At 71.4% G+C, this 26,522-nt stretch carries 21 protein-coding genes and 2 tRNA genes; 13 read left to right on the plus strand and 10 right to left on the minus strand.

Going from position 1 to position 26,522, the window contains the following annotated elements; genetic code table 11:
* The first annotated feature begins 29 nt into the window (after nt 1-29).
* The 3 genes from ACWCQM_RS05340 to ACWCQM_RS05350 all read left to right on the plus strand — a co-directional run bounded on the left by ACWCQM_RS05340 (nt 30) and on the right by ACWCQM_RS05350 (nt 6,274).
* Complete coding sequence (locus tag ACWCQM_RS05340; protein WP_450914014.1) at nt 30-1,403, plus strand: MFS transporter; 1,374 nt, start codon at nt 30-32, stop codon at nt 1,401-1,403.
* A complete protein-coding gene (locus ACWCQM_RS05345) occupies nt 1,393-2,865 on the plus strand; it encodes a pyridoxal phosphate-dependent decarboxylase family protein (protein ID WP_450914015.1) in 1,473 nt (490 codons plus the stop codon). Before ACWCQM_RS05340 ends, ACWCQM_RS05345 begins: the two co-directional genes overlap by 11 nt.
* Before the next feature lie 154 nt (nt 2,866-3,019).
* Entirely contained in the window at nt 3,020-6,274 is a 3,255-nt protein-coding gene (locus tag ACWCQM_RS05350; protein WP_450914016.1) for a penicillin acylase family protein, read from the plus strand.
* Nucleotides 6,275-6,399: 125 nt separating this feature from the next.
* Here ACWCQM_RS05350 and ACWCQM_RS05355 read toward each other — a convergent pair whose 3' ends face one another.
* Both ACWCQM_RS05355 and ACWCQM_RS05360 read right to left on the minus strand, forming a co-directional pair.
* Complete coding sequence (locus ACWCQM_RS05355) at nt 6,400-7,041, minus strand: superoxide dismutase (protein ID WP_099172586.1); 642 nt, start codon at nt 7,039-7,041, stop codon at nt 6,400-6,402.
* An 85-nt stretch (nt 7,042-7,126) separates the two neighbouring features.
* On the minus strand, nt 7,127-8,311 hold the full coding sequence (locus ACWCQM_RS05360) for an MFS transporter (RefSeq protein ID WP_450914017.1): 1,185 nt from the start codon (nt 8,309-8,311) through the stop codon (nt 7,127-7,129).
* Nucleotides 8,312-8,371: 60 nt separating this feature from the next.
* On the opposite strand from ACWCQM_RS05360, the gene ACWCQM_RS05365 reads away from it, so the two are divergent.
* Nucleotides 8,372-9,337, plus strand: coding sequence for an ArsR/SmtB family transcription factor (locus ACWCQM_RS05365; protein ID WP_450914018.1), 966 nt, complete (start codon nt 8,372-8,374; stop codon nt 9,335-9,337).
* Nucleotides 9,338-9,350: 13 nt separating this feature from the next.
* Here ACWCQM_RS05365 and ACWCQM_RS05370 read toward each other — a convergent pair whose 3' ends face one another.
* Complete coding sequence (locus ACWCQM_RS05370; protein WP_450914019.1) at nt 9,351-10,766, minus strand: amino acid permease; 1,416 nt, start codon at nt 10,764-10,766, stop codon at nt 9,351-9,353.
* Nucleotides 10,767-10,904: 138 nt separating this feature from the next.
* The gene (locus tag ACWCQM_RS05375) at nt 10,905-12,299 is read right to left on the minus strand and encodes an amino acid permease (RefSeq protein WP_450914020.1); all 1,395 of its coding nucleotides are present in this window, start codon (nt 12,297-12,299) and stop codon (nt 10,905-10,907) included.
* A gap of 258 nt (nt 12,300-12,557) precedes the next feature.
* On the opposite strand from ACWCQM_RS05375, the gene ACWCQM_RS05380 reads away from it, so the two are divergent.
* On the plus strand, nt 12,558-13,151 hold the full coding sequence (locus ACWCQM_RS05380; protein ID WP_450914021.1) for a biotin transporter BioY: 594 nt from the start codon (nt 12,558-12,560) through the stop codon (nt 13,149-13,151).
* A 20-nt stretch (nt 13,152-13,171) separates the two neighbouring features.
* Here the strand turns inward: ACWCQM_RS05380 and ACWCQM_RS05385 are convergent, their stop codons facing one another.
* Complete coding sequence (locus ACWCQM_RS05385) at nt 13,172-14,458, minus strand: FAD-binding oxidoreductase (protein WP_450914022.1); 1,287 nt, start codon at nt 14,456-14,458, stop codon at nt 13,172-13,174.
* Nucleotides 14,459-14,548: 90 nt separating this feature from the next.
* The gene (locus tag ACWCQM_RS05390) at nt 14,549-15,988 is read right to left on the minus strand and encodes an amino acid permease (RefSeq protein WP_450914023.1); all 1,440 of its coding nucleotides are present in this window, start codon (nt 15,986-15,988) and stop codon (nt 14,549-14,551) included.
* Between the two features lie 253 nt (nt 15,989-16,241).
* Between ACWCQM_RS05390 and ACWCQM_RS05395 the strand changes: the two genes are divergently transcribed.
* Nucleotides 16,242-16,730 carry a ribose-5-phosphate isomerase gene (locus tag ACWCQM_RS05395; protein WP_073746887.1) on the plus strand — a complete coding sequence of 163 codons (489 nt, stop codon included), beginning with the start codon at nt 16,242-16,244 and terminating at the stop codon, nt 16,728-16,730.
* A 74-nt stretch (nt 16,731-16,804) separates the two neighbouring features.
* Nucleotides 16,805-17,626, plus strand: coding sequence for an Fpg/Nei family DNA glycosylase (locus tag ACWCQM_RS05400; protein WP_450914024.1), 822 nt, complete (start codon nt 16,805-16,807; stop codon nt 17,624-17,626).
* Between the two features lie 36 nt (nt 17,627-17,662).
* Here ACWCQM_RS05400 and ACWCQM_RS05405 read toward each other — a convergent pair whose 3' ends face one another.
* A complete protein-coding gene (locus ACWCQM_RS05405) occupies nt 17,663-18,895 on the minus strand; it encodes a GNAT family N-acetyltransferase (RefSeq protein ID WP_450914025.1) in 1,233 nt (410 codons plus the stop codon).
* A gap of 104 nt (nt 18,896-18,999) precedes the next feature.
* Between ACWCQM_RS05405 and ACWCQM_RS05410 the strand changes: the two genes are divergently transcribed.
* Nucleotides 19,000-20,145, plus strand: coding sequence for a PP2C family protein-serine/threonine phosphatase (locus tag ACWCQM_RS05410; RefSeq protein ID WP_267075726.1), 1,146 nt, complete (start codon nt 19,000-19,002; stop codon nt 20,143-20,145).
* A 137-nt stretch (nt 20,146-20,282) separates the two neighbouring features.
* Here the strand turns inward: ACWCQM_RS05410 and ACWCQM_RS05415 are convergent, their stop codons facing one another.
* Complete coding sequence (locus ACWCQM_RS05415) at nt 20,283-21,461, minus strand: cation:proton antiporter (RefSeq protein WP_450914026.1); 1,179 nt, start codon at nt 21,459-21,461, stop codon at nt 20,283-20,285.
* 150 nt (nt 21,462-21,611) lie between these two features.
* On the opposite strand from ACWCQM_RS05415, the gene ACWCQM_RS05420 reads away from it, so the two are divergent.
* Nucleotides 21,612-22,112, plus strand: a complete 501-nt coding sequence (locus ACWCQM_RS05420) for an HD domain-containing protein (protein ID WP_450914027.1) — start codon at nt 21,612-21,614, stop codon at nt 22,110-22,112.
* Nucleotides 22,113-22,185: 73 nt separating this feature from the next.
* On the opposite strand, the gene ACWCQM_RS05425 is transcribed toward ACWCQM_RS05420, so the two are convergent.
* Nucleotides 22,186-23,352 (minus strand): acyltransferase family protein, encoded by a 1,167-nt coding sequence (locus tag ACWCQM_RS05425; protein WP_450914028.1) that lies wholly within the window; start codon nt 23,350-23,352, stop codon nt 22,186-22,188.
* Nucleotides 23,353-23,831: 479 nt separating this feature from the next.
* On the opposite strand from ACWCQM_RS05425, the gene ACWCQM_RS05430 reads away from it, so the two are divergent.
* Both ACWCQM_RS05430 and ACWCQM_RS05435 read left to right on the plus strand, forming a co-directional pair.
* The gene (locus ACWCQM_RS05430) at nt 23,832-24,026 is read left to right on the plus strand and encodes a hypothetical protein (protein ID WP_073746901.1); all 195 of its coding nucleotides are present in this window, start codon (nt 23,832-23,834) and stop codon (nt 24,024-24,026) included.
* A 113-nt stretch (nt 24,027-24,139) separates the two neighbouring features.
* On the plus strand, nt 24,140-24,487 hold the full coding sequence (locus ACWCQM_RS05435; RefSeq protein WP_450914029.1) for a DUF1330 domain-containing protein: 348 nt from the start codon (nt 24,140-24,142) through the stop codon (nt 24,485-24,487).
* Nucleotides 24,488-24,544: 57 nt separating this feature from the next.
* Here ACWCQM_RS05435 and ACWCQM_RS05440 read toward each other — a convergent pair.
* Nucleotides 24,545-24,618: transfer RNA gene (locus ACWCQM_RS05440), tRNA-Gly, on the minus strand.
* A 261-nt stretch (nt 24,619-24,879) separates the two neighbouring features.
* Here ACWCQM_RS05440 and ACWCQM_RS05445 point away from each other — a divergent pair.
* Both ACWCQM_RS05445 and tig read left to right on the plus strand, forming a co-directional pair.
* Nucleotides 24,880-24,956: transfer RNA gene (locus tag ACWCQM_RS05445), tRNA-Pro, on the plus strand.
* A gap of 161 nt (nt 24,957-25,117) precedes the next feature.
* Complete coding sequence (gene tig / locus ACWCQM_RS05450) at nt 25,118-26,518, plus strand: trigger factor (RefSeq protein WP_450914030.1); 1,401 nt, start codon at nt 25,118-25,120, stop codon at nt 26,516-26,518.
* Nucleotides 26,519-26,522: the final 4 nt, after the last annotated feature.

Genomic DNA, 26,522 nt, shown 5'->3' on the forward strand with positions numbered 1-26,522 from the left:
AAAGATGAACATCATTCAAGATCTGCCCCATGCCAGCGGCCGGTTCCGACCTCCACTCGGCCCCGCCCCTCCCGCCCACCGTGCGGATCGGCTACGGGCTCGGCTCCCTCTGCACCGGCACCTTCGCGACCGTGCCGGGCCTGATCCTGCTCTACTACCTCACCAACGTCCTCGCCGTGCCCGCCGCCGTCGCGGGGGCCGCCGTCTTCCTGCCCAAGGCCTGGGACGTCCTGATCAACCCCCTGGTCGGCGCGGTCTCCGACCGCAGCCGGCTGCGCGGCGGACCGCGCAGGCCGTTCCTGCTGATCGGCGCCTGCACCCTCCCGCCGCTCTTCGCCCTGATCTTCGCGGCGCCGCCGCTGAGGGGCGCGGCGGCAGCGGGCTATGTCGCCGCGCTGTTCCTGCTCGCCGCCACCGCGTACGCCGTCTTCCAGGTGCCGTACGTGACCATGCCCGCCGAGATGACCGAGGACCCGCACGAGCGGGGCCGCGTCCTCGGCTGGCGGGTGGGCTTCCTCGGCGTCGCCATCCTGCTGTCCGGGGCGCTCGCCCCTGCCATCGCCCACGCCGACGGCGACACCCCGGGGAGCTACCGGCTGATGGGTGCCGTCGTCGCCGTGCTGCTCGCCCTCGGCATGTTCGGGGCGTGGGCCGCCACCCGCCGCGCCCCGCAGGCCGCCCGCAGCGAGGCCGAACCCTCCCTGCGCGCCCAGCTCGCCGCCGCCCGCTCCAGCCGGCCGTTCCTGTATCTGGCCGGGATGTGGACGCTCCAGGCGCTGGCCATCGGCGTGATGCTCGCCGGGGTCCAGTACTTCGCGACGTACACCCTCGGATCGGCGGGTGCCGTCACCCCGCTGTTCGCGTGCCTGATCGGCCCGCTCGTCCTCTTCATGCCGCTGTGGAACAGGCTGGCCCGCCGCAAGGGCGTGACGTACGCCCAGTGGTGCGCGTCCCTGCTCTACACGGCCGGGGCGGTGCTCCTCGCCTTCACCGGGGTCGCGGGCCCCGCCGTCGGCTACGCGGCGGTCGTCCTCGTCGGGATCGCCTACGCGGGACTCCAGCTGCTGCCGCTGACGATGCTCGCGGACACCCTGGCCGCCGACGCCGTCGCCACCGGACGGCGCAGGGCCGCCACCTTCACCGGGCTGTGGACGGCGGCCGAGACCCTCGCCTTCGCCCTGGGCGCCGGGGTGTTCGCCCTCGTCCTCGCCGTCACCGGCTTCCGCTCGTCCGACGCCGCGCACCAGGTGGAACAGCCGGAGGCGGCACTGACGGGCATCACCGCGGGGATGAGCGTGCTGCCCGCCGTCATCGCCGCCGCGAGCCTCCTGCTGCTGCACCGCTACCACGCGTCCCCGAGCCCGTCCCGCCCCCTCCAGGAAGAGCCCGTCCGTGCCGACTGAACCCGCCCTGCCCGACGGCCGCCCCGCCGCCGAGGTGCTCGCCGAACTGCGCGCCCTGCGCGAGGCGGACGCGCCCACCCGGGGCGGACGCACCTTCGCCTATGTCTACGACGCGGGGCTGGAGGGGCTCGACGAGCTGGCCGCCGAGGCGTACACCGCCTTCGCGACGGTCAACGGGCTCGACCCCACGGTCTTCCCGAGCGTGGCCCGGCTGGAGAACGACGTCGTCGGCGCCGTCGCCGCCCTGCTCGGCGCCCCCGGCGCCCAGGGGACGTTCACCAGCGGTGGCACGGAGAGCATCCTGCTCGCCGTCAAGACCGCCCGCGACCACGCCAGGACGGTGCGCGGGATCACCGAACCCCAGCTGGTGCTGCCCTCCACCGCCCACGCCGCCTTCCACAAGGCGGCCGCCTATCTGGGCCTCGGGACCGTCGTCGTGCCCGTCGACCCGGTCACCTTCCGCGCCGACGCCGGCGCCATGGCCGCCGCGCTCACCGACCGCACCGCGCTGGTGGTCGCCTCCACGCCCTCGTACGCCCACGGGGTCGTCGACCCCGTCGCCGAGATCGCCGCCGCCGCCTCCGCACGCGGGGTGCTCTGCCATGTGGACGCCTGCATCGGAGGCTGGATCCTGCCGTACCTGCGGCGCGCCGGACGGGAGGTGGAACCCTTCGACCTCTCCGTCCCCGGCGTCACCTCCCTCTCGGTGGACCTCCACAAATACGCGTACGCCGACAAGGGCGCCTCCGTGGTCCTCTACCGCGACGCGGAGCTCCGCCGCCACCAGTACTTCGCGCACGCCGGCTGGCCCGGCTACCCCGTGGTCAACCCCACGGTGCAGGGCACCAAGTCCGGCGGCCTGCTGGCCCAGGCCTGGGCGGTCCTCCATTACGTCGGCGAGGAGGGCTACACCGCGCTCGCGGGCCGGGTCGCCGAGGCGTCCGACCGGCTGCTGGCGGGGCTGCGTGCCCTCGACGGCGTACGGGTGCTGGGCGACCCCGCCGCCGGGCTCGTCGCCTTCACCGTCGCCCGGGAGGAGGACGGCGAGCCCGACCTCGGCCTGCTGCTCCATCTCGCCGACGAGATGCGCGAACTGGGCTGGTACCTCCAGCCGCAGCTCTCCTTCGACGGCCTCCCGCCCAACCTCCACCTCACGCTCACCCCCGCGACCGTCGGCCAGGTCGGCACCCTGCTCGACGACCTCGCGGCCGCCCTGGTGAAGGCCCGCGCGCTGGAGCCGGTCGCCGTGGACCCGGCGCTCGCCGCGTTCGCCGCCGAGCTCGATCCGGACACCCTCGGACCGGACGACGTGGCGGGCGTCCTGGCCTTCGCCGGACTCGGCGGGGGCGCCGGGCTCCCCGCCCGGATGGCCCCCGTGCTCGTCCTGCTCGACGCGCTGCCCGGAGCTCTCAAGGAGCGGCTGCTCGCCGAGTTCATAGGCTCCGTCTTCCGTGTCCCGTAGTCGGCGCGCATGACGGAACAGGACATCAACTGCCTTGCGTGAACGGGCTGTTGCAGTCCTGAGGAAGACCGGCCGCCGCTCTGTCCGGGGGCGGCCGGGCACGGTTACTGTTCCGGCGCCCCCCGCGCCCCCGTTCCTTCCCGAAGAGGTTCCGGTGACCCCTGCCCCCGTTCCCCCGCCGCCACGGCGCCGCGCGAGACTCCGCACCGCGCTGCTCTCCGCGCTCGCCGCGGCGACGCTGCTCGCCCCCCTCGCCACGGCCGTCCCCGCCGAGGCCGCGGCGGGCGTCGACCCCGTACCGACCGCCGGCGACCCGTGCCTGGGCCAGTGCCAGGACATCCTCCCGGCGGGCCAGAACGGCCACGCGACCCTCGCGGGAATCCTGCTGCACCAGACCGTCGGCACCCGCCCCAAGCACTCGGCGGACCAGATCGAGCCGTACGACAACCTGCTGCACAACTACTCCGGCCTCACCGAGGACCAGCTCGCGGCCTACTTCAACGACGCCTCGTTCGGAGTGGCCCCCGGCCAGGTGGAGAGCACGGTGTCACCGCGCTCCGACGTCACCATCACCCGCGACAAGGCCACCGGCACCCCGCACATCAAGGGCACCACCCGCTCGGGCACGGAGTTCGGCGCCGGTTACGCGGCCGGCCAGGACCGCCTGTGGCTGATCGACGTACTGCGCCACGTCGGACGCGGTGAGCTGTCGTCCTTCGCGGGCGGCGCGGCGGGCAACCGCACCCTGGAGCAGAGCCTCTGGGCGGTCGCCCCGTACACCGAGAACGACCTGAAGGCCCAGCTGGAGCGGGTCCGCGCCTCGGGCGCGGAGGGTGCCCAGGCCTACCAGGACATCCAGGACTACGTGTCGGGCATCAACGCCTTCATCGACGACACCGTCGGCGCCGCCACCTACCCCGGTGAGTACGAGCTGACCGGCCACGGCTCCTCCATCCAGGACTTCACCGCCACCGACGTCGTCGCTATCTCCTCCGTCATCGGCGCCATCTTCGGCGGCGGAGGCGGCGGCGAGGTCGAGAACGCCCTCGCCGAACTCGCCTTCCAGCAGCACTACGGGGCCGCCGCCGGCAAGGCCGCGTACAAGGCGTGGCGCGCGCAGACCGACAGCGAGGCCACGACGACCCAGCACAGCGGGACCTACCCGTACGCCAACTCCCCGGCGTCCCCGGTCGGGGTGGCCGTGCCGGACGGCGGCTCGGTCGCCGCGTTCCAGCACGCGCGCAACGGCACGGGGACGGGCGCCGCGACGGCCTCCGCGGCCTCCGTGGTCTCCGCGACGAAGGCCTCCACGGCCGGGGCCACCGCCGAGGGCATCCTGCCCGCCGACCTGATCACCGCGAAGAAGGGCATGTCCAACGCCCTGGTGGTCTCGGGCGAACACACCGCGTCCGGCCACCCCGTGGCCGTCTACGGTCCCCAGACCGGCTACTACGCACCCCAGTTGCTCATGGTCCAGGAGCTCGACGGACCGGGGCTCCGCTCGCGCGGCGCCTCCTTCCCCGGCCTGAGCTTCTACGTCGAGATAGGCCGCGGCCTCGACTACTCCTGGAGCCCCACCTCGGCCAACCAGGACATCACCGACACCTTCGCCGTCGAGCTCTGCGAGCCCTCCGGCGCCACGCCCACGACCGCGTCGAAGAACTACCTGCTGCGCGGCGTCTGCACCCCGTTCGAGACGCTGACCAAGAAGAACAGCTGGTCCCCGACGACCGCCGACGCCACCAAGGCCGGGTCCTACGACCTCGTCACCGAGCGGACGGCGTACGGACTGGTCACCCACACGGGCAAGGTCGGCGGCAAGCCGGTCGCCTTCACCGCGCTGCGCTCGACCTACCACCACGACCTCGACTCGGTGATCGGCTTCCAGCAGTTCAACGACCCCGGGAAGATCACCTCCGCGCAGACCTTCCAGAAGGCCGCGCAGAACATCGGCTACACCTTCAACTGGTTCTACGTGGACGCCGACCACACGGCGTACTACAACTCCGGGGCCAACCCCGTCCGCGCCGTGAACACCGACCCCGACAAGCCGATCCTGGCCTCGACGGCGTACGAGTGGAAGGACTGGGACCCCGCGCTCAACACCTCGGCCGTCACACCGCCCGCCCAGCACCCGCAGTCCGTGGACCAGGACTACTACATCAGCTGGAACAACAAGCAGGCCGACGGCTTCGCCTCCGCGTGGGGCAACGGCTCCGTGCACCGCGCCGACATCCTCGACGACCGGGTCTCCGCCCTGGTCGACGCGGGCGGCGTCACCCGCACCGCGCTCGTCAGGGCCATGGAGGACGCGGCCACCGTCGACCTGCGGGCCGAACAGGTGCTGCCCACCGTCCTGGACGTCATCGGCTCCGCCGCGGTGACCGACCCGGCCCTGTCCGCCACCGTGGAGAAGCTGCGCGCCTGGGAGGCGGCCGGCGGGCACCGGCGGGAGACCGCCAAGGGGTCCGGCACCTACGCGCACGCCGAAGCGATCCGCGTCCTGGACGCCTGGTGGCCGCTGCTGGTGGAGGGCGTCTTCACACCGGGGCTGGGCACGGACCTCTACCAGGCGCTGACCGCGGTCGCCCCGATCAACGAATCGCCGTCCGGCGGCCAGAACGGCACCGGGTCCACCGGTTCGGGCATCGCGGCGGGCGAGGCGCACAAGGGCTCGGCCTTCCAGCACGGCTGGTGGGCCTATGTCGACAAGGACCTCAGATCGGTGCTCGGCCGGAGCGTCGGCAGCCCGCTCAACACCACCTTCTGCGGATCGGGCGCCCTCGCCGCGTGCAGGCAGGTCCTGCTCTCCACCCTCACCACGGCCGCGGCCGTTCCGGCCGCACAGGTCTACCCGGCGGACAAGTCCTGCTCCACCGCGGGCGACCAGGTGTGCGCCGACTCGATCGTGCACCGCGCGATGGGCGGTATCACCGTGCCCCGCGTCGCCTGGCAGAACCGGCCGACGTACCAGCAGGTGGTGGAGTTCCCGGCCCGGCGCACGGACGATCTGACCAACCTGGCCACCGGGGCGGCCGTCACCGCGTCGGACTACCAGGACGCGGTGGTCGTCTCGTACCCGCCGAAGAAGGCGGTCGACGGTGACGTGTCGACGCGCTGGGCGTCGAAAACGGTCTCCACCGCATGGATCACCGTCGACCTCGGCTCCTCGCGCCAGGTGGGCAGGGTCGCGCTGAACTGGTCCGACCAGTACGCCGTCCAGTACCGGATCGAGGTCTCGGCGGACAACGCGACCTGGCGCACCGTGCACACCACGACGGCGGGACGCGGGGGCGTGGAGAACCGCGCGTTCACCCCGACAACGGCCCGGTACGTGCGCGTGTACGCCACTCAGCGGGGCACGGACAACCGGTACTCGCTCAACGAGATCGGGGTCTACGGCCGCTGACGGCCCGGCACACCCCCGCCCATGGGAGAACCCCCGCGAGTCAGGTCCTCGCGGGGGTTCTCCGTTCATCCGCCTGCCGGGTGAAGGTTGAGAAGACGATCACGAGGCAGGACGTCTCAGGTGCGTCAGGGGGCCAGCAGGAGGACGTCGGCGCGCTCCTTGGCGGCGGCGTAGCGCTTCGCCACGTCCTGCCAGTTGACGACGCGCCACATGGCCTCGATGAAGTCCACCTTCTGGTTCTTGTACTGCAGGTAGAAGGCGTGCTCCCAGGCGTCGAACACCAGGATCGGCACGGAGCCCTGGCCCACGTTGCCCTGGTGGTCGTAGACCTGCTCGACGATCAGCCTGCCGCTGACCGGCTCGTAGGCGAGGACGCCCCAGCCGGAGCCCTGCGTGGTGGCGGCGGCCTTCGTCAGCTGCGACTTGAAGCCGGCGTACGAACCGAAGGACTCGGCGATCGCGTCCGCCAGGTCGCCCACCCCGTCCGCCGCGAGGGGCTCGCCGCCGCCGTCGCCGGTCATGTTGTGCCAGTAGATCGAGTGCAGGATGTGGCCGGACAGGTGGAAGGCGAGGTTCTTCTGGAGGCCGTTGATCGCGCCCCACGCCTCCTTGTCACGGGCCTCTTCCAGCTGCTCCAGGGTGTCGTTCGCACCCTTGACGTACGCCGCGTGGTGCTTGTCGTGGTGGAGCTCGATGATCTGCGGGTTGATGACCGGTTCGAGCGCCGCGTAGTCGTACGGGAGTTCCGGGAGCGTGTACGTGGCCATGGGTTCGAACCCTCCAACTGCTGGCTGGTTGTTATTGCATGTCTTTCGCAATTGCAGGCTAGCAGGAGGAAGGGCCCGGAAGTGATCAACCATTGGTCCTGGTCCTGATTCCGTCGCGCGCCCGCGGCGCCGGAGCCACCGTCAGCGTCACCGCGACCGACGCGGCGGCCATCACCGCGATCGCCGTGGACGGCGAGCTGTGCTGGGCCAGGGCCCCCGCGAGGGTCGCCGTCACGCCCTGGGCCGCGAGCATCCCGGAGGCGTGCAGGCCGAGGGCATGGCCCGTCATCGCGTCCGGGGTCAGCGCCATCAGGCGCTCCTGGAACAGCAGACTCGCCGAGAAGCCGGTGGAGGCGAGGGCGGTCAGGAGCAGGGCGAGGGGCAGCGCGGGGCGGAGGGCGAACAGCAGATAGGGCGTGGCGAGCAGCAGGAGCAGCGGCGTGCCCAGCCGCCCTCGCCACCGCGCCGGCACGAACCGTCCCGTCACCGTGTCCCCGGCGAGCATCCCCAGTGCCGCGCAGGCGAAGAGCAGCCCCGCCCGGTCCGGCCGGTAGGGCACGAACAGCGACTCACAGCCGACGACCAGCCCGTTGGGCACCCAGAGCAGGAGGTACACGCGCCGCCGGGGAGCCGAGGACCACAGCAGCGCGTTGGTCCGCCAGGTCGCGGCCACCGACGGCCGGCCGGCCGCCCGGGGCGGACGCCGCGCGAGCCCGAACCGGGCGGCGGCGGCCCCGGCGACGTACAGGGCCGCCGCGACGAGCAGCGTCCCGCGCGGGGACGCCACGGCCACCAGGACGCCTCCGGCCGCGTAGCCGCAGATCTGCATGGTGCCCGCGCACATGCTCAGCACCGAACGCCCCAGCAGGAAGCCCTCCTTGGGCAGCACCTCGTGGAGAAGGCCGTACCGTACGCCGCCGATCACGGCCGCGAGGACGCCCTCGCCCAGGACGACGGCGAACACCAGGGGCAGGGGCAGGCCGGGGACGGCGAGCACGGCGGTCCCCGCGCCGAAGGCGAGGGCCGCCCCGCCCAGCGCCCCGCGCGGTGGGAGCCGGTCGGCGGCCGACATCAGCAGGGTCGCGCCGACCAGCTGCGCCAGCGAGGAGCCGAACATGGAGAGCGCGGAGAGCAGCGGCGAACCGGTCCTGGCGAACACGAGCACGCCCAGGGCCAGCTGGCTCGTCGTCGAGGCGGCGCTCTGAAGGGCGCTCGTCGCGAAGAGGGGGCCGAACTGGGGCACACGGAAGACGTCCCGGTAGGTGAGCATGCCCGGGAGTCTCGGAGGCCCGCCCGCGAGGCCGTTACTCTTTCGCGCGGAGGCGAAACCATGGGCTGGTGGCAGGTCGGCGCGGACACCCTGGCCGCCGGGCGCTTCGTCGTGTCGGAGCTGTCCGAGACCACGGCGACGCTCCAGGCGCTGGAGTGCGGCGTGCCCGCGCACCCGGCCGAGCGCGCGTGGTTCGACGCCCACCGGCCCGCCTACCGCGCGCTACTCGCGGACGACCCGGTCACCGCGCAGCTCGTACGGACCGGCCTGGGCGGCCAGTGGAACGCGGACTTCCTCACCCCCACACCCACCGGCGGGACCACGTTCGCCCAGGATCTGGCCCTGGTGCGCGGGACACCGCCCGGTGACGCCCGCGCCGACCTGGAGGTCTCCAGGGGCGGGCCGCTCCCCGCGGTGCTCCACCGCCCCGACCTGCCGCAGAAGGCGGCGGACCTGCTGGAGTGGGTGTGGCAGCGCATCGTGCGCCCCGACTGGCCGCGCCGCCGACGGATCATCGACGCCGACATCGTGGCCCGCGCGGGACAGCTGAGCCAGGGCGGATGGGCCGCCGCGCTGGAGAGCATGAACCCGGGCATGCGCTGGCTGGGCGGAAGCCGGCTCCAGGTCAACCCGCGCGCCTACCCGCCGCGCGAACTCGACGCCGTACGGCTGGTGTTCGTCCCCGTCACCCCTCGGCAGGGCTGGGTCTCCTGGGACGCGGAAGAGCAGCGCTACGCCATCGTCCACTCCTGCTCGGGGACCCTGTCGGACGCGGACCGGCCCGCCGTCCCCGACAGCCTCGGCAGGCTGCTCGGGTCCGCGCGGGCCGGTGTCCTCGTACGGCTGGACCGCCCCAGGAGCACCACGGAGCTGGTGGAACTCACCGGCCAGGGCCTGGGGTCGGTGGGCCGGCATCTGAAGGTCCTGCTCGACGCCGGGCTGGCCGGGCGCCGGAGGGCGGGGCGCTCGGTCCTCTACTTCCGCACCGAGGCGGCCGAGGTGCTCCTGCGCGCCCAGCCGGGCTGAGGCGGGGCCCCGCTCACCCCCCGGCCGGGGCTCCGCGCTCCGCCCGCTTCTGCCGTACGACGCCGATCGCGATCAGCACGACGGTCAGCAGGCCCGTCGCCAGGAGCTGGTCGCGGGTGTCGGGCTGGCGCAGCATCAGGACGAAGATGCCGGCCATGGCCGCCAGCGCCACGATCGTCAGGACCGGGAAGAACCACATCCGGACGACGAGACGGTCCGGGGCCTCACGCTCCGTCCGCCTGCGCAGGATCAGCTGCGAGACGGCGATGAAGATCCAGACGACCAGGATGACCGCGCCGATCATGTTGAGGAGCCAGGGGAAGACGTCGTCGGGGCGCCAGTAGCTGAGCAGCACGCAGAGGAAGCCGAAGACCGAGGAGACGAGCACCGCGTTGCGCGGGACGCCCGAGGAGACCCTGCCGAGCACCTTGGGGCCCTGGCCCCGGGCGACGAGGGAGCAGGCCATGCGCGAGGCGCCGTAGATGTTGGCGTTCATCGCGGAGAGCAGGGCGACGAAGATGACCACGTTCATGATCTCGGCGGCGCCGCTGATGCCGATGTGGTCGAGCATCGCGTAGAACGGCCCCACCTCGGCGACCTCCGGGGCGTCCCACGGCACCAGGGTCACGATGACCGCCATCGAGCCGATGTAGAAGACGGCGATGCGCCACATCGCCGTACGCACCGCCTTGGCGACACCCTGCACCGGGTTCTCGGACTCGGCCGCCGCGATGGTGACGGTCTCCAGACCGCCGTAGGCGAAGACCGAGGCGAGCAGACCGATGATGAGGCCCTCGGAGCCGTTCGGCATGAAGCCGCCGTCGCCGGTGAGGTTCGACGTGCCGGGGGCGTCCGTGCCGGGCAGCACGCCCAGGATCGCGAGCAGGCCGAGCACCAGGAAGAGCGTGATCGCGATGACCTTGAGCGCGGCGAACCAGAACTCGAACTCGCCGAAGTTCTTCACGGCGGCGAGGTTCGTACCGAGGAAGATCACCATGAACAGGGCCACCCAGGCCCACTCCGGCGTGCCCGGCAGCCAGCCCGTGACGATCTGCGCGGCGCCGATGCCCTCCAGCCCGACGGCCACACAGAGCAGCACCCAGAACGCCCAGCCCGCGGTGAACCCGGCCCACGGTCCGATCGCCCGCTCCGCGTGGACGGAGAAGGAGCCCGAGGCGGGATTGGCGGCCGACATCTCGCCGAGCATCCGCATCACGAACATGACCAGCAGCCCGGAGACGCCGTAGGCGACGACGATCGAGGGGCCGGCGGCGGCGATGCCCGCGCCCGAGCCGACGAAGAGACCCGCTCCGATCACCCCGCCCAGGGCGATCATCGACAGGTGGCGCTGTTTGAGGCCGTGGGTGAGCGCGGAGTCGACGGTGGGGGCTGCTGCGTCCGTGGGGGGCGGCGCGGAGGTCCGGGACATGGACAGGCTCAGTTCACTGGTCGGGACAGAGGTCGTCCACAGTCTGGCCACGCGCACCGATCAGAGGGAACATCCGTCCGCTATACGGTCACGAGGCTCACACAAGGTGCTCACCCGCCTACCCCGCCGCCCGGACACCTACCGCTTCGCGCGGATCTCCCGTACGGCCGCCACGAGCAGCACGAGCCCGGTCGCCGCCGCCGACCAGAGCACCTGCCCACGCGCCGCGTCGTCGGTCAGCATCAGCAGCAGGACGGCCAGCAGACCGGCCAGGGTCACCCAGGTCAGATACGGGAAGCACCACATCCGCAGCGTCAGCGCGCCCGGCGCCTCCCGCTCCAGCCGGCGCCGCAGCCGCAGCTGCGAGGCGGCGATCAGGCCCCAGACGAACAGCAGGACCGCGCCGACCGAGTTGAGCATGTAGAGGAAGACGGTGTCCGGCCACTTCAGATTGAGCAGCACGGAGACGAAACCGAACGCCACCGAGGCCAGCACCGCCCGCCTGGGCACCCCGCCGCCGCTCCCGCCGCCCGACACCTTCAGCAGCCCGCGCGGCGCCTCGCCGCGCTCGGCCAGCGAGAAGACCATGCGGGACGAGCCGTACAGATTGGCGTTGAGCGCCGAGAGCAGCGCCACGAACACCACGATGTTCATGATCTGCCCGGCCGACGGCACCCCGATCGAGTCCAGGACCTTCACATACGGGCTGAGTCCGGCCTGCTGCGCGGTCCATGGCAGCACGGTCACGATGACCAGCATCGAGCCGACGTAGAAGAAGAGGATGCGCACCAGCGCGCTGCGCACCGCACGTCCCACGGCACGCGCGGGATCGTCGGTCTCGGCCGCGGCGATCGTCACGACCTCCAGCCCGCCGAAGGCGAACACCACCGTGAGCACGCCGGAGGCCACCCCGTCCCAGCCGTTGGGCAGGAAGCCGCCCTGGCCGGTCAGGTTCGTCAGCCCCACCGGGGCGGTGTCCGGGAGGACCCCGAGGACGGCCAGCAGCCCGAGCACCAGGAAGGCCACGATCGCGACGACCTTGAGCGCGGCGAACCAGAACTCGAACTCGCCGAAGTTCTTCACGGCCGTCAGATTGGCCACGGTGAACACCACCATGAACAGCAGCACCCAGAGCCACTGGTCCACCGCGGGCACCCAGCCGTGGGCGATCTGCGCGGCGGCCGTCGCCTCCACGGCGAGCACCACCACCAGCAGGAACCAGTAGAGCCAGCCCACGCTGAAACCGGCCCAGCGGCCGAGCGCGCGCTCCGCGTGCACGGAGAAGGACCCGGACGCGGGCATCGCGGCCGACATCTCGCCGAGCATCCGCATCACCAGCATCGCGAGCGTTCCCGCGATCAGGTACGAGACGACGACGGCGGGCCCGGCGACGGCGATCCCGGCGCCCGACCCGACGAAGAGACCTGCGCCGATCACCCCGCCCAGGCCGAGCATCGTCAGATGGCGCTGCTTCAGGCCGTGGGCCAGGGGCTCGGACGGTACGGGGGAGTGCGTGGGGGGCGCGTCGTGCATGAGCTGCGGATCACTCTCGGATCATTTATGGGGAACCTACAGTCTCACGGCACGGCGGCCCTTCCCCAACGGAGGTCCTGGCACACCCTCACCTCAGTGACCAGCATCACGCCCGCACGTGATTGCGCAACGCTCTTTGTCCGAACCCAACTAGACCCTCAACCGCCGCTTTGTGGGCGGCTGATGGTGATCCGGCGACAGGGTGTCGGCTAACGTCACCCCCAGTCCTGCCTGCCGACCTCACCTGCGGAGTCCCCGATGAGTACTGCTGCCGCCCCCGTCCGTTCCGGAGCGGTCCTCGCCGACCTGCTGCCCGCAGCCCGGCACCGCTACGCCGTGGACACGGCGCTGGTCGTCGGCGGCGCCGCCCTCACCGGCATCGCGGCACAGATCGCCGTGCCCGTCCCGGGCTCCCCGGTCCCCGTCACCGGCCAGACCTTCGCCGCGCTGCTCATCGGCACCGCGCTCGGTGCCCGCCGCGGCTTCCTCTCCCTCGCCCTGTACGCGCTCGTCGGCATGGCCGGCATGCCGTGGTTCTCCGAGGGCACCTCGGGCCCGGGCGGCGCTTCCTTCGGCTACGTCCTCGGCATGCTGCTCGCCGCCACGGTCGTCGGCGGCCTGGCCCGCCGGGGCGGTGACCGGTCGGTGCTGCGCACCGCGGGCACGATGGCGGTCGGCTCCCTGATCATCTACGCGGTCGGCGTGCCCTACCTGGCGCTCTCCACCGGCATGTCGATGAGCGCCGCCGTCGCGGCCGGCCTGGTGCCGTTCCTGATCGGCGACGCCGTCAAGGCGGCGCTGGCCATGGGCGCGCTGCCGGCCTCCTGGAAGCTCGTCGGGCGCCGCGGCTGACAGCGAGTGGGCACCCCCGCTCACCGGGCGCCGTAGGCGCCACCGAAGAGGCTCGCCGGGTCGTACCGCGACACCAGACCGGCGAGCCTCTCGTGCGTCCCGGGGCCGTGGTACGTCCGGGCGCGGTCCCCTCCGCCGAAGGAGAAGTTCAGCGACCGGCCCAGGACCCGTGGCGCCGCCGCCCCGGCCACCTCCGCGTACAGCGCCCGCACCGCCGTCACGTCCGTACCGTCCAGCGGTGACAGCAGCCGCAGCAGGAAACCGGCGTTCCGGTGGGGCACCGCGTTCCCGTGCGCGGGAGGGGCGGCCAGGGCGCCGCCCAGGTGGTTGAGCTGGACCACCGTCATCATCGGGGCCTTCGGCCCGGTCAGCTCCAGCACCCGCCCGGCGGTGCCGGCGTCCAGGTCGCGGAGCATCAGGCCCTCGCCGTAGTAGGCGTGCGGGAACGGCGGGTCGCTGTGGATGGTGTGGCTCTCGGTGTACGGCATCTCCCGCAGCGAGTCCGAGAGTGCGGGCCCGATCGCGCGCAGCGGCGCCACCAGCGCCTCGCCGTCCGCGGCCCCGCCGGTGTACGCGACCCGCACCGAGACCACGTACCGCCCCCGCAGCGTCCCGGGCAGCTGCGGCATGTCCGGGTAGCGCAGGGCCGCCACGGAGGAGGTGCAGGTCCCGGGCACCGTACGGGTCCACTCCAGATAGCGCCGCAGCACCTCCGGGGCCCTGTCCCCGTCGAAGGCCAGCGAGCCACCGTACAGCCGCGCCACCTCCACCAGCCCGGTCTCCAGCGCCGTCACGACGCCCAGCCGGTGGCCGCCGCCCCGCAGACCCCAGAAGAGGTCCGGCTCGGTCCCGGGGGTCACATGGCGCAGCACGCCGTCGGCGGTGACCACGTCCAGCGAGCGGACGTGGTCGGCGGCGTAACCGAACTCCCGGGCCAGGATGCCCAGTCCGCCGCCCAGGGTGTACGAGACGGCGCCGACCCCGGGGGACGAGCCGTTCAGCGGGGCGAGTCCGTGCGGGGCCGCCGCGGCGATCACCCCGCCCCAGGTGGCGCCCGCCCCGATGCGCGCGGTGCGGGTGAGCGGATCGATCTCCACCTGGTCCATCAGGCGGGTGGAGACCAGCACCCCGCCCTCGACCGGGCCGGGCAGCCCGTGCCCGGTCGCGTGGACGCGCACCGGGAGGCCGCGCGCCCCGGCCTCCCGCACGGCGGCCCGGACGCCGGGGGCGTCGGAGGCCTCCACCAGGAGGCCGGGGCGGATGGCGAAGCCGGTCTGGAAGCTGTCCACTGCGGGGGTGGTGGTCATGAGGAAGGCTCTCCGTTCGCTCGCGGGATCGCGGTGCGGGGGAGAGCCTTCCGGGTATACCTGACATCTGCCGTCAGGTATGCGTGACGGTCACTCGACCGGCGCCGCGGCCTTCCGGGCGCGGGCGTCGCGCACCAGGGAGACCGCGACCACCAGGGCCGCGACCAGCAGCGAGAGCAGCACCTGCTCGCGTCCGGCGTCGTCGGTCAGCATGTAGACGAGGACGAAGGAGATCATCGCGATCGTCGCCCACGTCAGATACGGGAAGAGCCACATGCGCACGACGAGCTTCTCGGGCGACTCGCGCAGGATGATGCCGCGCATCCGCAGCTGCGTGAAGCAGATCACCAGCCACACGAACAGGGCGACCGCGCCCGAGGAGTTCAGCAGGAAGGCGAAGACCGTGTCGGGCCACTGGTAGTTGAAGAACACGGCGACGAAGCCGAACACGACGGAGGACAGGATCGCCGCCTGCGGCACGCCCCGCTTGTTGACCGTCGCGAACGCCTTCGGGGCGTCCCCGCGCTGTCCGAGCGAGAAGGCCATGCGCGAGGCCGTGTAGAGGCCGGAGTTCAGACAGGACAGCACGGCGGTCAGCACGATGACGTCCATGACCTGTCCGGCATGCGGGATGCCGATCGCGTTCAGCGCGGCGACGTACGAACCGTCCTCGACGATCGAGGGGTCGTTCCACGGCAGCAGGGTGAGGACGACGAAGATCGAACCCAGGTAGAAGATGGCGATGCGCCAGATCACGCTGTTCGTCGCCTTGGAGACGGCGCGCTGCGGGTCCTCGGACTCACCCGCTGCCAGCGTCACGATCTCGCTGCCCATGAAGGAGAAGACGACCATCAGCACACCGGTGAGGATGGCTCCCGGCCCTTCGGGGAAGAACCCGCCGGTGTCCGTGAGATGGGCGAGGCCGGACCCCGCGTTGTCCGAACCCGGCAGGATGCCGAAGACGGCCAGCAGGCCGACGACGACGAAGGCGCCGATCGCCACGACCTTGATCCCGGCGAACCAGAACTCGAACTCGCCGTACGAGCCGACGGAGACCAGGTTGGTCGCGGTCAGCACCACCATGACGATCAGGGCCCAGGCCCACTGCGGGACGCCGGGGACCCAGCTCTCCAGGATCTTGGCACCCGCCGTCGCCTCGACGGCGAGCACCACGACCCAGAAGAACCAGTACAGCCAGCCGATGGAGAAGCCGGCCCAGCGGCCCAGCGCCCGGTCGGCGTAGGCGGAGAAGGAGCCGGAGCTCGGGCGGGCCACGGCCATCTCGCCGAGCATGCGCATCACGAAGACGACCATCGCGCCGACCAGTGCGTACGAAAGGAGGATGGCCGGTCCCGCGGCGGCGATACCCGCGCCGGAGCCGACGAAGAGCCCGGCACCGATGACACCGCCGATGGCGATCATCGAGAGATGACGGTTCTTGAGACCGGCCTGAAGCCCGTCCGGGGAATCCGGCTTACCCGGCTCACCGGGCTGTTGGCCCGGCCCGGCCAGAGTCGTCTGCGACGTCATGGATCGAATCCTTACGTTTTCTGATCACGTGTGTCGGGTCGTGCCCGCTGCGGGGGTGGTGCGCGGGCACGGCCACGCATTCAAGCCCGAGCGATGCCGGAACCGGAACCCCCTCCTCCAGTTCCTTGACCCGATCGTTGCGTGAGTGGTGTTGCCCACGGACCGAGGTCCGCGGGCCCGGGGCCCGGCGCGGTGCCGTGCGCCCCGACCCCGCTGACGGTTACCCGGGCCCGTCCGTGTCACACTTCGCTCCATGCGCGTGTACCTCGGCTCCGACCATGCCGGCTTCGAACTGAAGAACCACCTCGTCGAGTGGCTCACGGCCAACGGCCACGAGGCCGTCGACTGCGGTCCCCACATCTATGACGCCCAGGACGACTACCCGCCGTTCTGCCTCCGCGCCGCGGAGCGGACGGCCGCGGACAAGGACAGCCTCGGCATCGTCATCGGCGGATCGGGCAACGGCGAACAGATCGCCGCGAACAAGGTCAAGGGCGTCCGCGCCGCGCTCGCCTGGAGCGAGCAGACCGCCGCGCTCGGCCGCGAGCACAACGACGCCAACGTCGTGGCCATCGGCGGTCGGATGCACACGGTGGAGGAGTCCACCAGGTTCGTCGAGATCTTCCTCGGCACCCCGTACTCGGGTGAGGAACGCCACACCCGCCGCATCGAGATGCTCTCGGCCTACGAGACCACCGGCGAACTCCCCCCGATCCCGGCCCACCACCCGCAGCAGGGCTGAGAGGCCCGCACCCGCTTCCCTCGTGCCGCCGGGTCCGTACCCGGCGGCACGAGCGCGTTTCCAGGAGACCTGCCGTGCCCGAGGGGCATACGATCCACCGCCTCGCGGCGGACCACCACGAGCGGTTCGCGGGCCGTCCGGTGCGCGTGAGCAGCCCGCAGGGCAAGTTCTCCGGCGGCGCGGCGCTGCTGGACGGCCGGACCTTCACCGGCGTCGACGCCCACGGCAAGCACCTCTTCCTCGGCTTCGAGGGCTCGGCCTGGGTCCACATCCATCTCGGGCTCTTCGGCAAGCTCGGCTTCGGCACGGTCCCCGCGCCGCCGCCCACCGACACGGTCCGGCTGCGGCTGCTCAACGACGCCCATTACGCCGATCTGCGCGGCCCCACCACCTGCGCCCTGATCACCGGCCCCGAGAAGCGCGCGATACACGACCGGCTCGGCCCGGACCCGCTGCGCGCCGACGAGGACGGCGAGCGCGCCTGGCGGCGCGTCTCACGCAGCCGGGTCACGGTCGCCGCCCTGCTGATGGACCAGAAGGTCGTCGCGGGCGTCGGCAACGTCTACCGCGCGGAGGTCCTCTTCCGGCACGGCATCGACCCGTACCTCCCCGGCAAGGACCTCACCCGCGCCGAGTGGGACGCGGTCTGGGCCGACCTCGGCGTGCTGATGCGCGAGGGCGTACGGAACAACCGGATCGACACCGTCCGCCCCGAGCACCTGCCCGAGGCGATGGGCCGCCCCCCGCGGGTCGACGACCACGGCGGCGAGGTGTACGTCTACCGGCGGGCCCGGCAGGGCTGCCACATCTGCGGTACGGAGATCCGCACGGCGGACCTGGCGGCGCGCAACCTCTTCTGGTGCCCCGCCTGCCAGCCGTCCGCGTCGGGCCGGTAGCCGCGCCCTGCCGCACCGGCCCCGGCCCGCCCCGGATCAGAAGCCGTGCGGGCACCACGGCTGGACGTCCGAGGAGAACGCCAGGGCCGCCTCGGACACCGCGCCCGGCCGCAGTTCCCGGACGAGTCCGGCGGCCGCGAGCGTCGACAGCGACACCCCGCCCAGATAGGCCGCCCCCAGATCCTTCACGGAGAGCGCCAGTTCGGCCTCGTCCGCCGTCCGCCGGCAGGTGGCCACGCCCTTGGCGTCTGCGGTCAGCCGCCAACGCCCCTCGTTCCACGGGCAGAAGGCGTCCTCCACCTCCAGCACGAGGTCCAGCGGGGTCCGGTAGCTCCGTGCCTCCAGCGCCGCGTCCAGCGAGACGAGGCGCACGTACAGCCCGTCCCGCTGCTTGACCTCGCAGCGCCGGACATCGGAGACCAGCCGGAGCACGGGCTCGTCGGCGGGCCGGTTGTGGCACTCGACGAACGAGGTCAGGTCGATCCCGAACAGGAAACGCCACAGCGCCGCGTACGAGGCCGGGTCCAGCCCCGCCAGGTCCCGCACCGCCACCGTGCCCTTGGGGCCGGCGTCCTCCCAGGCGGGCCTGATGTGGTACGTGGCGTACCCCGTGACCTCGCCGTCCCGCTCGGCCAGCACGCACTGCAACGGGGAGCCGCCCTGCCGGCCACCCTCCGGGTCGCTCACGGGCACCCGCTCCCAGCCGGGCTGCCGGACCGGGGTGCCCGGCCGCTCCGCCGCCAGTCGCGCGTACACCGCCTCGCAGGCGCCGAGCGCGTCCGCGGGGGACGACCGGCGCACCCGCACCTCGTCCGTGCCCGGAGGCAGCATGAGGCCGACCCGGGAGGAGTCGATCCGCAGAGAGGTCTCGGTGGTGGCGGCGCCGTAGCCGAAGCGCCCGTAGATCCCCGGCTCCGAGGCCAGGAGCACGGAGAGCGGCTCGCCCCAGGAACGCACGTCGTCGAGCTGGCGCCGCATCATCGAGGTCAGCAGGCCCTGCCTGCGGTGGGTCGAGGCGACGCTCACCATCGTGACGCCGGCCGTCGGCACCGCGGCCCCGCCCGGGACGGTCAGCCGGAAGCTGTAGGCCCCGGTCGTCCCGACGCACTCCGCGCCGTCCCAGAGGCCGACCGCCCGCTCGGGCTCGGCCAGCGCCGCGTACATCTCACGGCTCTCGGGAAAGAGGGGGACGCCCCCGAAGGCCAGCTCGACGGCGCCGAGCCAGGGTTCCCAGTCGGCGTGCGACAGCACCCGTATCTCAGTGTTCATGAGCCCTGCTTACCAGCGCTCCGCCATCCGGGCGACCCGGTTTCGAACACATTGTCTCCGGGTCCCCCTGCACCGGAGGCCGTCGGGTGGATAAGGTCCCGACAATGGCACGTCGCGGAGGACCAGAGACCTACACCGCCCGGTGGCGCAGATCGATGCACCGGGCGCGCATCGCGCTGCGCCGGTCCGGGGTCGACTACTTCCGCGGCGACGGCTCCGACTGGATAGCCCTGGCCGGCCTCCTGGTCATCGTTCCGGTCATCACCTGCGTCACTCTGCTGAACCCGGTCTGGTGCTCACCGACCGCCCTGGCACTGCCGATCGTGGCGGGCGGCCTGCTGCTCCGGCCGGCCAGTCTCCTCGGCCTCTACGCCACCGCGGCCACCGCCCTGATCGTGGAGTCCATCGCCCTGGGCCCCTACGCGGAGGGCCCTGCCAGGGTCACCCCCGGCACCGTCCTCGTCGTCGCGGCCTGCGGCTTCTTCGGGCTGGTCCTCGCCCAGTTCCGGGCCAGGGTCGGGGTCCCGTGGCGGCGCGGCGGCACCATGCTCTTCGACCTGCGCGAGCGGATCCGGGTGCAGAGCTCCCTGCCGAGACTGCCCGAGGGCTGGCACCGGGAGATGGCGCTCCGCCCGGCCGGCGGCCAGTCCTTCTCCGGGGACTTCGTCGTCGCCGCCCGTACGAACGGCGGGCGCACCCTGGAGGTCGTGCTCACCGACGTCTCGGGCAAGGGCATGGACGCGGGCTCCCGGGCCCTGCTTCTCTCCGGAGCCTTCGGCGGACTCCTGGGCTCCCTGCCGCCGCACGGCTTCCTGCCCGCGGCCAACGGCTATCTGCTCCGCCAGGACTGGGACGAGGGCTTCGCCACCTCCATCCATCTCGTACTGGACCTGGAGTCCGGCGACTACGAGCTCCTCTCGGCCGGCCATCCTCCCGCGCTCCAGCTGCACTCCGGCAGCGGCCGGTGGGAGGAGATGGCCGCGGAGGGGCCGCTGCTCGGGGTGTACGACGGCGCGCAGTTCGACGCCGTGAAGGGCTCGCTGGCGCCCGGCGACGTCCTGATGCTCTTCACCGACGGGCTGGTGGAGGCGTCCGACCGGGACATGTCCGACGGCATCGACCGGCTGACCGGTGAGGCCGACCGCTACGTGGCGACCGGCTTCGAGGGCGCGGCCTGGCACCTGATCGAGGCCTGCGCGAAGGACGTCAACGACGACCGCGCGCTGCTGCTGCTCTCCCGTCGCGGCTGAACCGTACGGAAGCGGCGGAAACCGTACAGGCGTCAATGGGAAGCCTGTCCATCACCCGTTCGTGAAGTCGTTCCGTGCTGTCCCGGGTGCGCCGGCTCACATCCTGCTCCCGCGCACCCGGGTCCTGCCGGCGCCCCTCAGACCGGCACCGCTTCCTTCTCGGGCTCCTGGTCCCGCGCCCGCCCACCGGGCAGGATGCGGGCCAGCCACTGCGAGCGGCCGGCCGCCAGCGGCGAGAGCACCGCGAGCACCAGCACGTATCCCGCGATGAACGGGGAGAGCCGCTCGTCGAGCCCCGCGGCCGCCGCCATCGTGGCGAGGATCAGCGCGAACTCACCGCGCGCCAGCAGCGTGGTGGAGATGTTCGCCGTGGCCTGCGGACCGAAGGTGTAGATCTTCGCGGTGGCCAGCCCGGCGAAGACGTTCATCGCCAAGGTCACCGCGACGGCGGCCAGCACCGGCCGCACCACGCTCGGAAGGTCGCCCGGGTTGATGGACAGCCCGAACGCGAAGAAGAAGATCGCGCCGAACGCGTCCCGCAGCGGGTGCACCAGCTTCAGGATGCGGGCACCCGATGTGGTGCTGCCCAGCATCAGGCCGACCATGAACGCGCCGATCGCGTCGGCGACCCCGAACCACTCCGAGACCCCGGCCATGAAGACGGCGGCGCCCAGGAAGGAGATGACGAGCAGCTCGTCGTCCTTGGTGTGGATCAGCTTGCCTATGAGCTTGGTGCCGAAACGTGCCGCCAGCGCGAGCAGCAGCAGGAAGCCGAAGGCCTTGCCGCCGTCGATCACCGCGGCCCCGAGGCTGTCCGCGCCGGACAGGATCGGTTGCAGGGCGGCCAGGTAGAGGGCCAGGAAGACGTCCTCGACGACGATGATGCCGAGGATCGGCCGGGTCTCCGGATTGCCGATCCGGCCTAGGTCGACCAGGACCTTCGTGACGATGGCCGACGACGAGATGCCGAGCACACCGGCCAGCACCAGCGCTTCCGAGGTGCCCCAGCCCAGCGCGAAACCGAAGCCGAGACCCGCGCCGACGTTCAGCGCGAGATAGGTGCCGCCGGCGAGCGCCATCTTGCGCCCGCCCGTCTTGAGGTCGTCCAGATGGAATTCGAGACCGAGGTAGAAGAGCAGCAGCACCAGGCCGAGCGCCGAGAGCATCTCCAGGTCGTGGGGATCGTCGAGGAGGACGACCCCGGGGGTGTGCGGGCCGAGCAGGATCCCGGCGAGGATGAACAGCGGGATGGTCGGCAGTCCGATGCGGCCGCCGACGCGGGCGAGAACGGCAGCGGCGAGGAACGCGCCTCCCATGGCGATGAGCGTGTCTGCGTGTCCGATGAGCCTGTCTCCTTCGTTCGGTCAAGAGGGCGTCAAGGAATCGTCAGTAATTAGTTTACCGAACGATTACCCGTGCCCTCGCGACCCTTCGGAGGACGGGCCCGTCCACGTACAGTCGGCGCCATGCCGAACCCGTATCTGACCCTGGCCGAGGTGGAGGCGATCGCCCGCGAGGCCCACCGCGCGCAGACCGACAAGGCGGGGCGGCCGTATGCCGGGCATCTCGCCGCGGTCGCCGAGGGGGTACGGGCCCGGGGCGGCGCCGAGGAGCAGATCGCGGCGGCCTGGCTGCACGACGCGATCGAGGACGGCGCGCTCTCGCGCCAATGGCTGGACGAGGCGCCGCTGTCCGCGTGGACAAAGGAAATGGTCCTCGCCGTCACCAAGCGGGACGGCGAGGACCTCTTCGCGTACACCGGGCGGATTCTCGCCACGCCCGGAGCGCTGCTGATCAAGGAGTCGGACCTGGCGCACAACGCGGACCCGGACCGGCTCGCTGTGCTGGAGCCCGCGACCCGTACCCGGCTGACCGAGAAATATGCGCTGGTACGAGGGCTGTTGGGGCTCGACGGGAGCCAACGGCCCGCCGAGGGGCGGGATCAGGCCAACCCCGCCGGAGGGTGACCCCCGGACGGCGCCGCCCCCGGAGGGACGGGGCCGATCCGGACAGGGTCGGCGTTCGGCGGTCCGGACGGGGTCAGTGCTTGGCGGGAGTCCTGCGGAACGCCCACTTCATGTCCGGCTCGGTGGCGAAGCGCAGTACCCGCCTGACCGGCGGGGTGCACAGCAGGGTCACGGCGGCGGCCGCGACGAGGGAGACGACGACCAGTCCCAGAGGGCCCGTGAGCCACTCGTAGCGGTCGAACAGGCCGTAGTAGCCGGCACCCTTCACCAGGAAGCCGTGCAGCAGGTAGCCGCAGATCGTCCCGGCGCCCAGCACGGTGAACCACATGTGGCGGCGCGGAACCCAGGAGAGGAACGCGATCGTGAGGGCCAGCGCGCATCCGAACATCGCCAGGGTCATCACGGGACCCGCCCACCACTGGAAGTCCATCTCCTGGGCGCTGTTGCTGCGGTAGAACCAGCCGAGCCCCACGCGGGGAGAGGCCCAGTAGGCGAAGAGCAGGGCGCCGACGACCAGCGGCACGGACAGCATCCGTACCTCGCGCCGCCGGATCAGCTGGAAGTGCTCCGGCTTCATCAGCAGGCCGAGCACGAAGAACGGCAGCAGCTGGCAGACGCGTTGCAGGTCGAGGTCGTCGGTGATGCCGGGCGTCACCGAGGCGAGCGCGGCGATCACGAGGGCGACCGGCAGCGGATGGCGCAGCGACTGCCACAGCGGAGTGGTGACCCGCCAGATGAACAGCGCGATCAGGAACCACGTGAGGAACAGCGGGTCGAGCAGGGTGATGGGCGTGTCCTCGACGCCGCCGGCGTAGCGCTTGAAGAGCGAGTACGCGGTCTCGAAGAGCACATAGGGCACGACGACCCCGGTGACCAGGCGCTTCACCTTGGGTGCGCTCATGTCGAAGGACCGCGAGAAGTAGCCGGAGACCAGGATGAAGGCCGGCATGTGGAACGTGTACACGACCATGTACAGCGCACGGGTCGTGCGGCTGCCGTCCATCACCGGCTCCCAGGCGTGGGCGACGGCGACGAGCACGATCGCGAGGTACTTCACATTGTCGAAGTACGCGTCCCGGCGCTTGGCCGGAGCCGGCGCCCCGGTGCGGGCCGGAGCGGCCTTGGTCGCAGCGGTGGCGGTGGCCCCGGCGGCAGTCGGGGGCTGCTCGTGTCTGGGCTCCGCCTCCCGGCTCTCCGGGGTGATCGGGGCCCTCTGAATTTCGCTCGGAGCTTGGGACATCTCATGCACCTTAGACCCGTTGATCGGTATGCGTAAATCAAGCAAGAGATATCGCGTGTTCCCGCCCATTCGAAAATGAAACTACCGACAACTGCCCGTTACGTAGGGATTCATCCCCCTTAAATGGGGCATATCGGCGGGTGGTTGATGAGAGTGAATTTCGTCGCACGAACCGCCGGTATATCGCTGTGAATGAAGTGTGGGGATATGGAAACGGTCACACCTTCCGCTATTCGAACTCCCGGCCGCACAGCGGGCGCACAGGTTTCGCGTGCGCCCTTCCATGCCCCCGTGTGCGGCGCCCGAGCCGCGCGGAAGCCGGGTGCGCGCGGGCGCGAGGATTGGCGCGATCCGGCCATCTCTCTCCGTCACCCGGCAGCACCCACAGGGGAGTTGGTGGCACGATGGACGCGACGGAGGTGTGCCGGGCCGCACGCCACCGGGCCGGCAAGGCGGACCGACCAAGGGTGTGATCAGTCGTGGCCATTTCACTGTCTGTGGTGCTTCTGCTGGGGATCGTCCTGGTGGTGCTGATCCGCGGCGGATCCATCAAGGGCGGGCCGGCGGTCGTCGCCGTGCTCTTCGGCTTCTTCCTCGCCTCGACCGGCATGGCGCCGTCGATCAACAGATTCATGAACTCGATAGCCGACACGATCAACCAGATCAGCTTCTGAGGTCACGCGGAAGCGACCGGCCCCGACGGGTGACCGCCCGCCGGGCGGCAGGCATGCGCGGGCCGGTCGCGGATCTGCGCGTGCCTCCGGCCGGATCCGACCGGAAGGACGTCATGCCCGCTTATGCCATAGCCCGTCTGCAGGAGGCCGCACCCCACCCGGACATCGCCGAATACATCGAGCGGCTCCCGGGCACGTTCGAGGCCCACGGCGGGCGCTACCTCGTGCACATGACGCCGCACGAGGTCAGGGAGGGCAGCTGGCCCGGGCACGTCGTGATGATCGGCTTCCCCGGGATCGAGGAGGCGCGGGCCTGGTGGGACTCGCCCGCGTACCGGGAGATCGCACCGCTGCGCTCGCGGCACATCGAGGGCGACATCATCCTCGTCGAGGGAGTCCCCGAGGGCTACGACCCGGCCGGGGCCGTGCAGGCTATGCGGGAGGCACTGCCTCCCGCATAGCGCGTGGAACGCGTCAGGGCCGGCCGGAGGAAGAATCCTCCGGCCGGCCCTGAGCCGTGGAGCGGGCGACGGGAATCGAACCCGCGTAGCTAGTTTGGAAGACTAGGGCTCTACCATTGAGCTACGCCCGCACGTCGCACCACAGGTCCGCGGACCTCGGTACGGACAGCATCGTAGCGGCTCCGGGTCGGTGCGCGCACACCCGTATCGGTGTGCCCCCGGGCCGGACCCCGCGACCGCCTCCGGCAGGGCCTCCCTGACCAGCCCCGTGACCACTCTCGCGACCGCCTCTCGCGCGGCCTCCTCGGCCGGCCCGGCGACGGCCTCGGCGACGCCTTCGGTCAAGCGGCCGACGCACTGCTCGTCGGCATGTACCCTACGTGTCGCACCGACGGGGTGTGGCGCAGCTTGGTAGCGCGTCCGCTTTGGGAGCGGAAGGTCGTCGGTTCGAATCCGGCCACCCCGACCACCAGCAGGATCCCGGCAAGATCGCATTGTGGGAGTCATCCTCCTTGCCGTTACTATGCAAATTGCGTGCCCGTGTGTCTGATGTACCGGGCTCGATCCGCGAAGCCGCCTCTCGGCGGCCCAGCAGAACCCCAAGAAGTCAGCCACCAAGGAGACCGAACCGTGAAGAGCGCCGTGGAGACCCTGAACCCGACTCGGGTTCGGCTCAGCATCGAGGTGCCCTTCGAGGAGCTCAAGGACAGCCTCGACGCGGCGTACAAGAAGATCAACCAGCAGGTCACGGTGAAGGGCTTCCGTAAGGGCAAGATCCCCAACCGGGTCATCGACCAGCGGTTCGGCCGTGGTGCTGTGCTGGAGGAGGCCGTCAACGACGCCCTCCCGAAGTTCTACACCGAGGCTGTCAACGAGGGCGAGCTCAACGTTCTGGGCCAGCCCGAGGTCGACATCACCGAACTCAAGGACGGCGAGCTGCTGGTCTTCACCGCCGAGGTGGATGTCCGTCCCGAGATCGAGATTCCGGACTACTCCGGCATCGAGGTCACCGTGGACGCACTCGAAGTGACCGACGAGGACGTCGAGAAGGCCGTGGAGCAGCTCCGCGAGCGCTTCGCCTCGACCAACCCGGTCGAGCGCGCCGCCGCCGAGGGCGACGTCGTGACAATCGACCTCGAGGCCAAGGTCGACGGAGAGGTCCTCGAGGACGGCGTGGCCGCAGGTGTCTCGTACACCATCGGTTCCGGCGAGCTCCTCGACGGCATCGACGAGGCCGTGACCGGCCTGGAGGCCGGTGGCGAGGCCACCTTCACCTCCGAGCTGAAGGGCGGCTCCGCCGAGGGCAAGGAAGCGGAGGTCACCGTCAAGGTCACCGCCGTCGCCGCCCGCGAACTGCCCGAGCTGGACGACGACTTCGCGCAGATGGCGAGCGAGTTCGACACGCTCGCCGAGCTTCGCGAGGACAGCCGTAAGCGCCTCGAGAACACCAAGCAGTACGACCAGGCCACCCAGGCCCAGGAGCGCGTCCTCGACGAGCTGCTGAAGCTGGCCGAGGTCCCGATCCCCGAGAAGCTCCTCGCGGACGAGGTCCAGACCCGCAAGCACAACCTGGAGCACCACCAGCTCGGTCAGATGGGCCTCGACCTCGAGAAGTACCTCGAGATCCAGGGCAAGACGCTGGAGGAGTTCGAGAACGAGACCTCCGAGCAGGCCATCAAGGGCATCAAGACCCAGTTCATCCTCGACGAGCTCGTCAACAAGGAGAAGCTGAACGTCAACCAGGAGGAGCTCACCGAGCACCTCATGCGGCGTGCGGCCTCCTCCGGCATGAGCCCGGACCAGTTCGCCCAGGCCGTCGTCGAGGGCGGCCAGGTTCCGATGCTCGTCGGCGAGGTCGCCCGCGGCAAGGCGCTGGCCGTGGTCGTCGAGGCCGCCAAGGTCGTCGACACCAACGGTGAGATCGTCGAGCTCGAGGACGACGAGGAGACGGCCGAGGAGGGCACCGAGACGGCCGAGGCCGCCGAGGGCACCGAGAAGGCCGAGGAGAAGGACGAGAAGAACGAGGCCTGAGCCC

It is taken from the genome of Streptomyces sp. NPDC002125, assembly GCF_053593715.1.

Excerpts from the sequence above, each read along its gene's own strand:
- ACWCQM_RS05340 (WP_450914014.1), top strand. The coding sequence starts at position 30 with ATGCCAGCGGCCGGTTCCGACCTCCACTCGGCCCCGCCCCTCCCGCCC.
- ACWCQM_RS05355 (WP_099172586.1), bottom strand. The coding sequence starts at position 7,041 with ATGGCCACGTACACGCTCCCGGAACTCCCGTACGACTACGCGGCGCTC.
- ACWCQM_RS05360 (WP_450914017.1), bottom strand. The coding sequence starts at position 8,311 with ATGCTCACCTACCGGGACGTCTTCCGTGTGCCCCAGTTCGGCCCCCTC.
- ACWCQM_RS05365 (WP_450914018.1), top strand. The coding sequence starts at position 8,372 with ATGGGCTGGTGGCAGGTCGGCGCGGACACCCTGGCCGCCGGGCGCTTC.
- ACWCQM_RS05370 (WP_450914019.1), bottom strand. The coding sequence starts at position 10,766 with ATGTCCCGGACCTCCGCGCCGCCCCCCACGGACGCAGCAGCCCCCACC.
- ACWCQM_RS05375 (WP_450914020.1), bottom strand. The coding sequence starts at position 12,299 with ATGCACGACGCGCCCCCCACGCACTCCCCCGTACCGTCCGAGCCCCTG.
- ACWCQM_RS05380 (WP_450914021.1), top strand. The coding sequence starts at position 12,558 with ATGAGTACTGCTGCCGCCCCCGTCCGTTCCGGAGCGGTCCTCGCCGAC.
- ACWCQM_RS05385 (WP_450914022.1), bottom strand. The coding sequence starts at position 14,458 with ATGACCACCACCCCCGCAGTGGACAGCTTCCAGACCGGCTTCGCCATC.
- ACWCQM_RS05390 (WP_450914023.1), bottom strand. The coding sequence starts at position 15,988 with ATGACGTCGCAGACGACTCTGGCCGGGCCGGGCCAACAGCCCGGTGAG.
- ACWCQM_RS05395 (WP_073746887.1), top strand. The coding sequence starts at position 16,242 with ATGCGCGTGTACCTCGGCTCCGACCATGCCGGCTTCGAACTGAAGAAC.
- ACWCQM_RS05405 (WP_450914025.1), bottom strand. The coding sequence starts at position 18,895 with ATGAACACTGAGATACGGGTGCTGTCGCACGCCGACTGGGAACCCTGG.
- ACWCQM_RS05410 (WP_267075726.1), top strand. The coding sequence starts at position 19,000 with ATGGCACGTCGCGGAGGACCAGAGACCTACACCGCCCGGTGGCGCAGA.
- ACWCQM_RS05415 (WP_450914026.1), bottom strand. The coding sequence starts at position 21,461 with ATGGGAGGCGCGTTCCTCGCCGCTGCCGTTCTCGCCCGCGTCGGCGGC.
- ACWCQM_RS05420 (WP_450914027.1), top strand. The coding sequence starts at position 21,612 with ATGCCGAACCCGTATCTGACCCTGGCCGAGGTGGAGGCGATCGCCCGC.
- ACWCQM_RS05425 (WP_450914028.1), bottom strand. The coding sequence starts at position 23,352 with ATGTCCCAAGCTCCGAGCGAAATTCAGAGGGCCCCGATCACCCCGGAG.
- ACWCQM_RS05435 (WP_450914029.1), top strand. The coding sequence starts at position 24,140 with ATGCCCGCTTATGCCATAGCCCGTCTGCAGGAGGCCGCACCCCACCCG.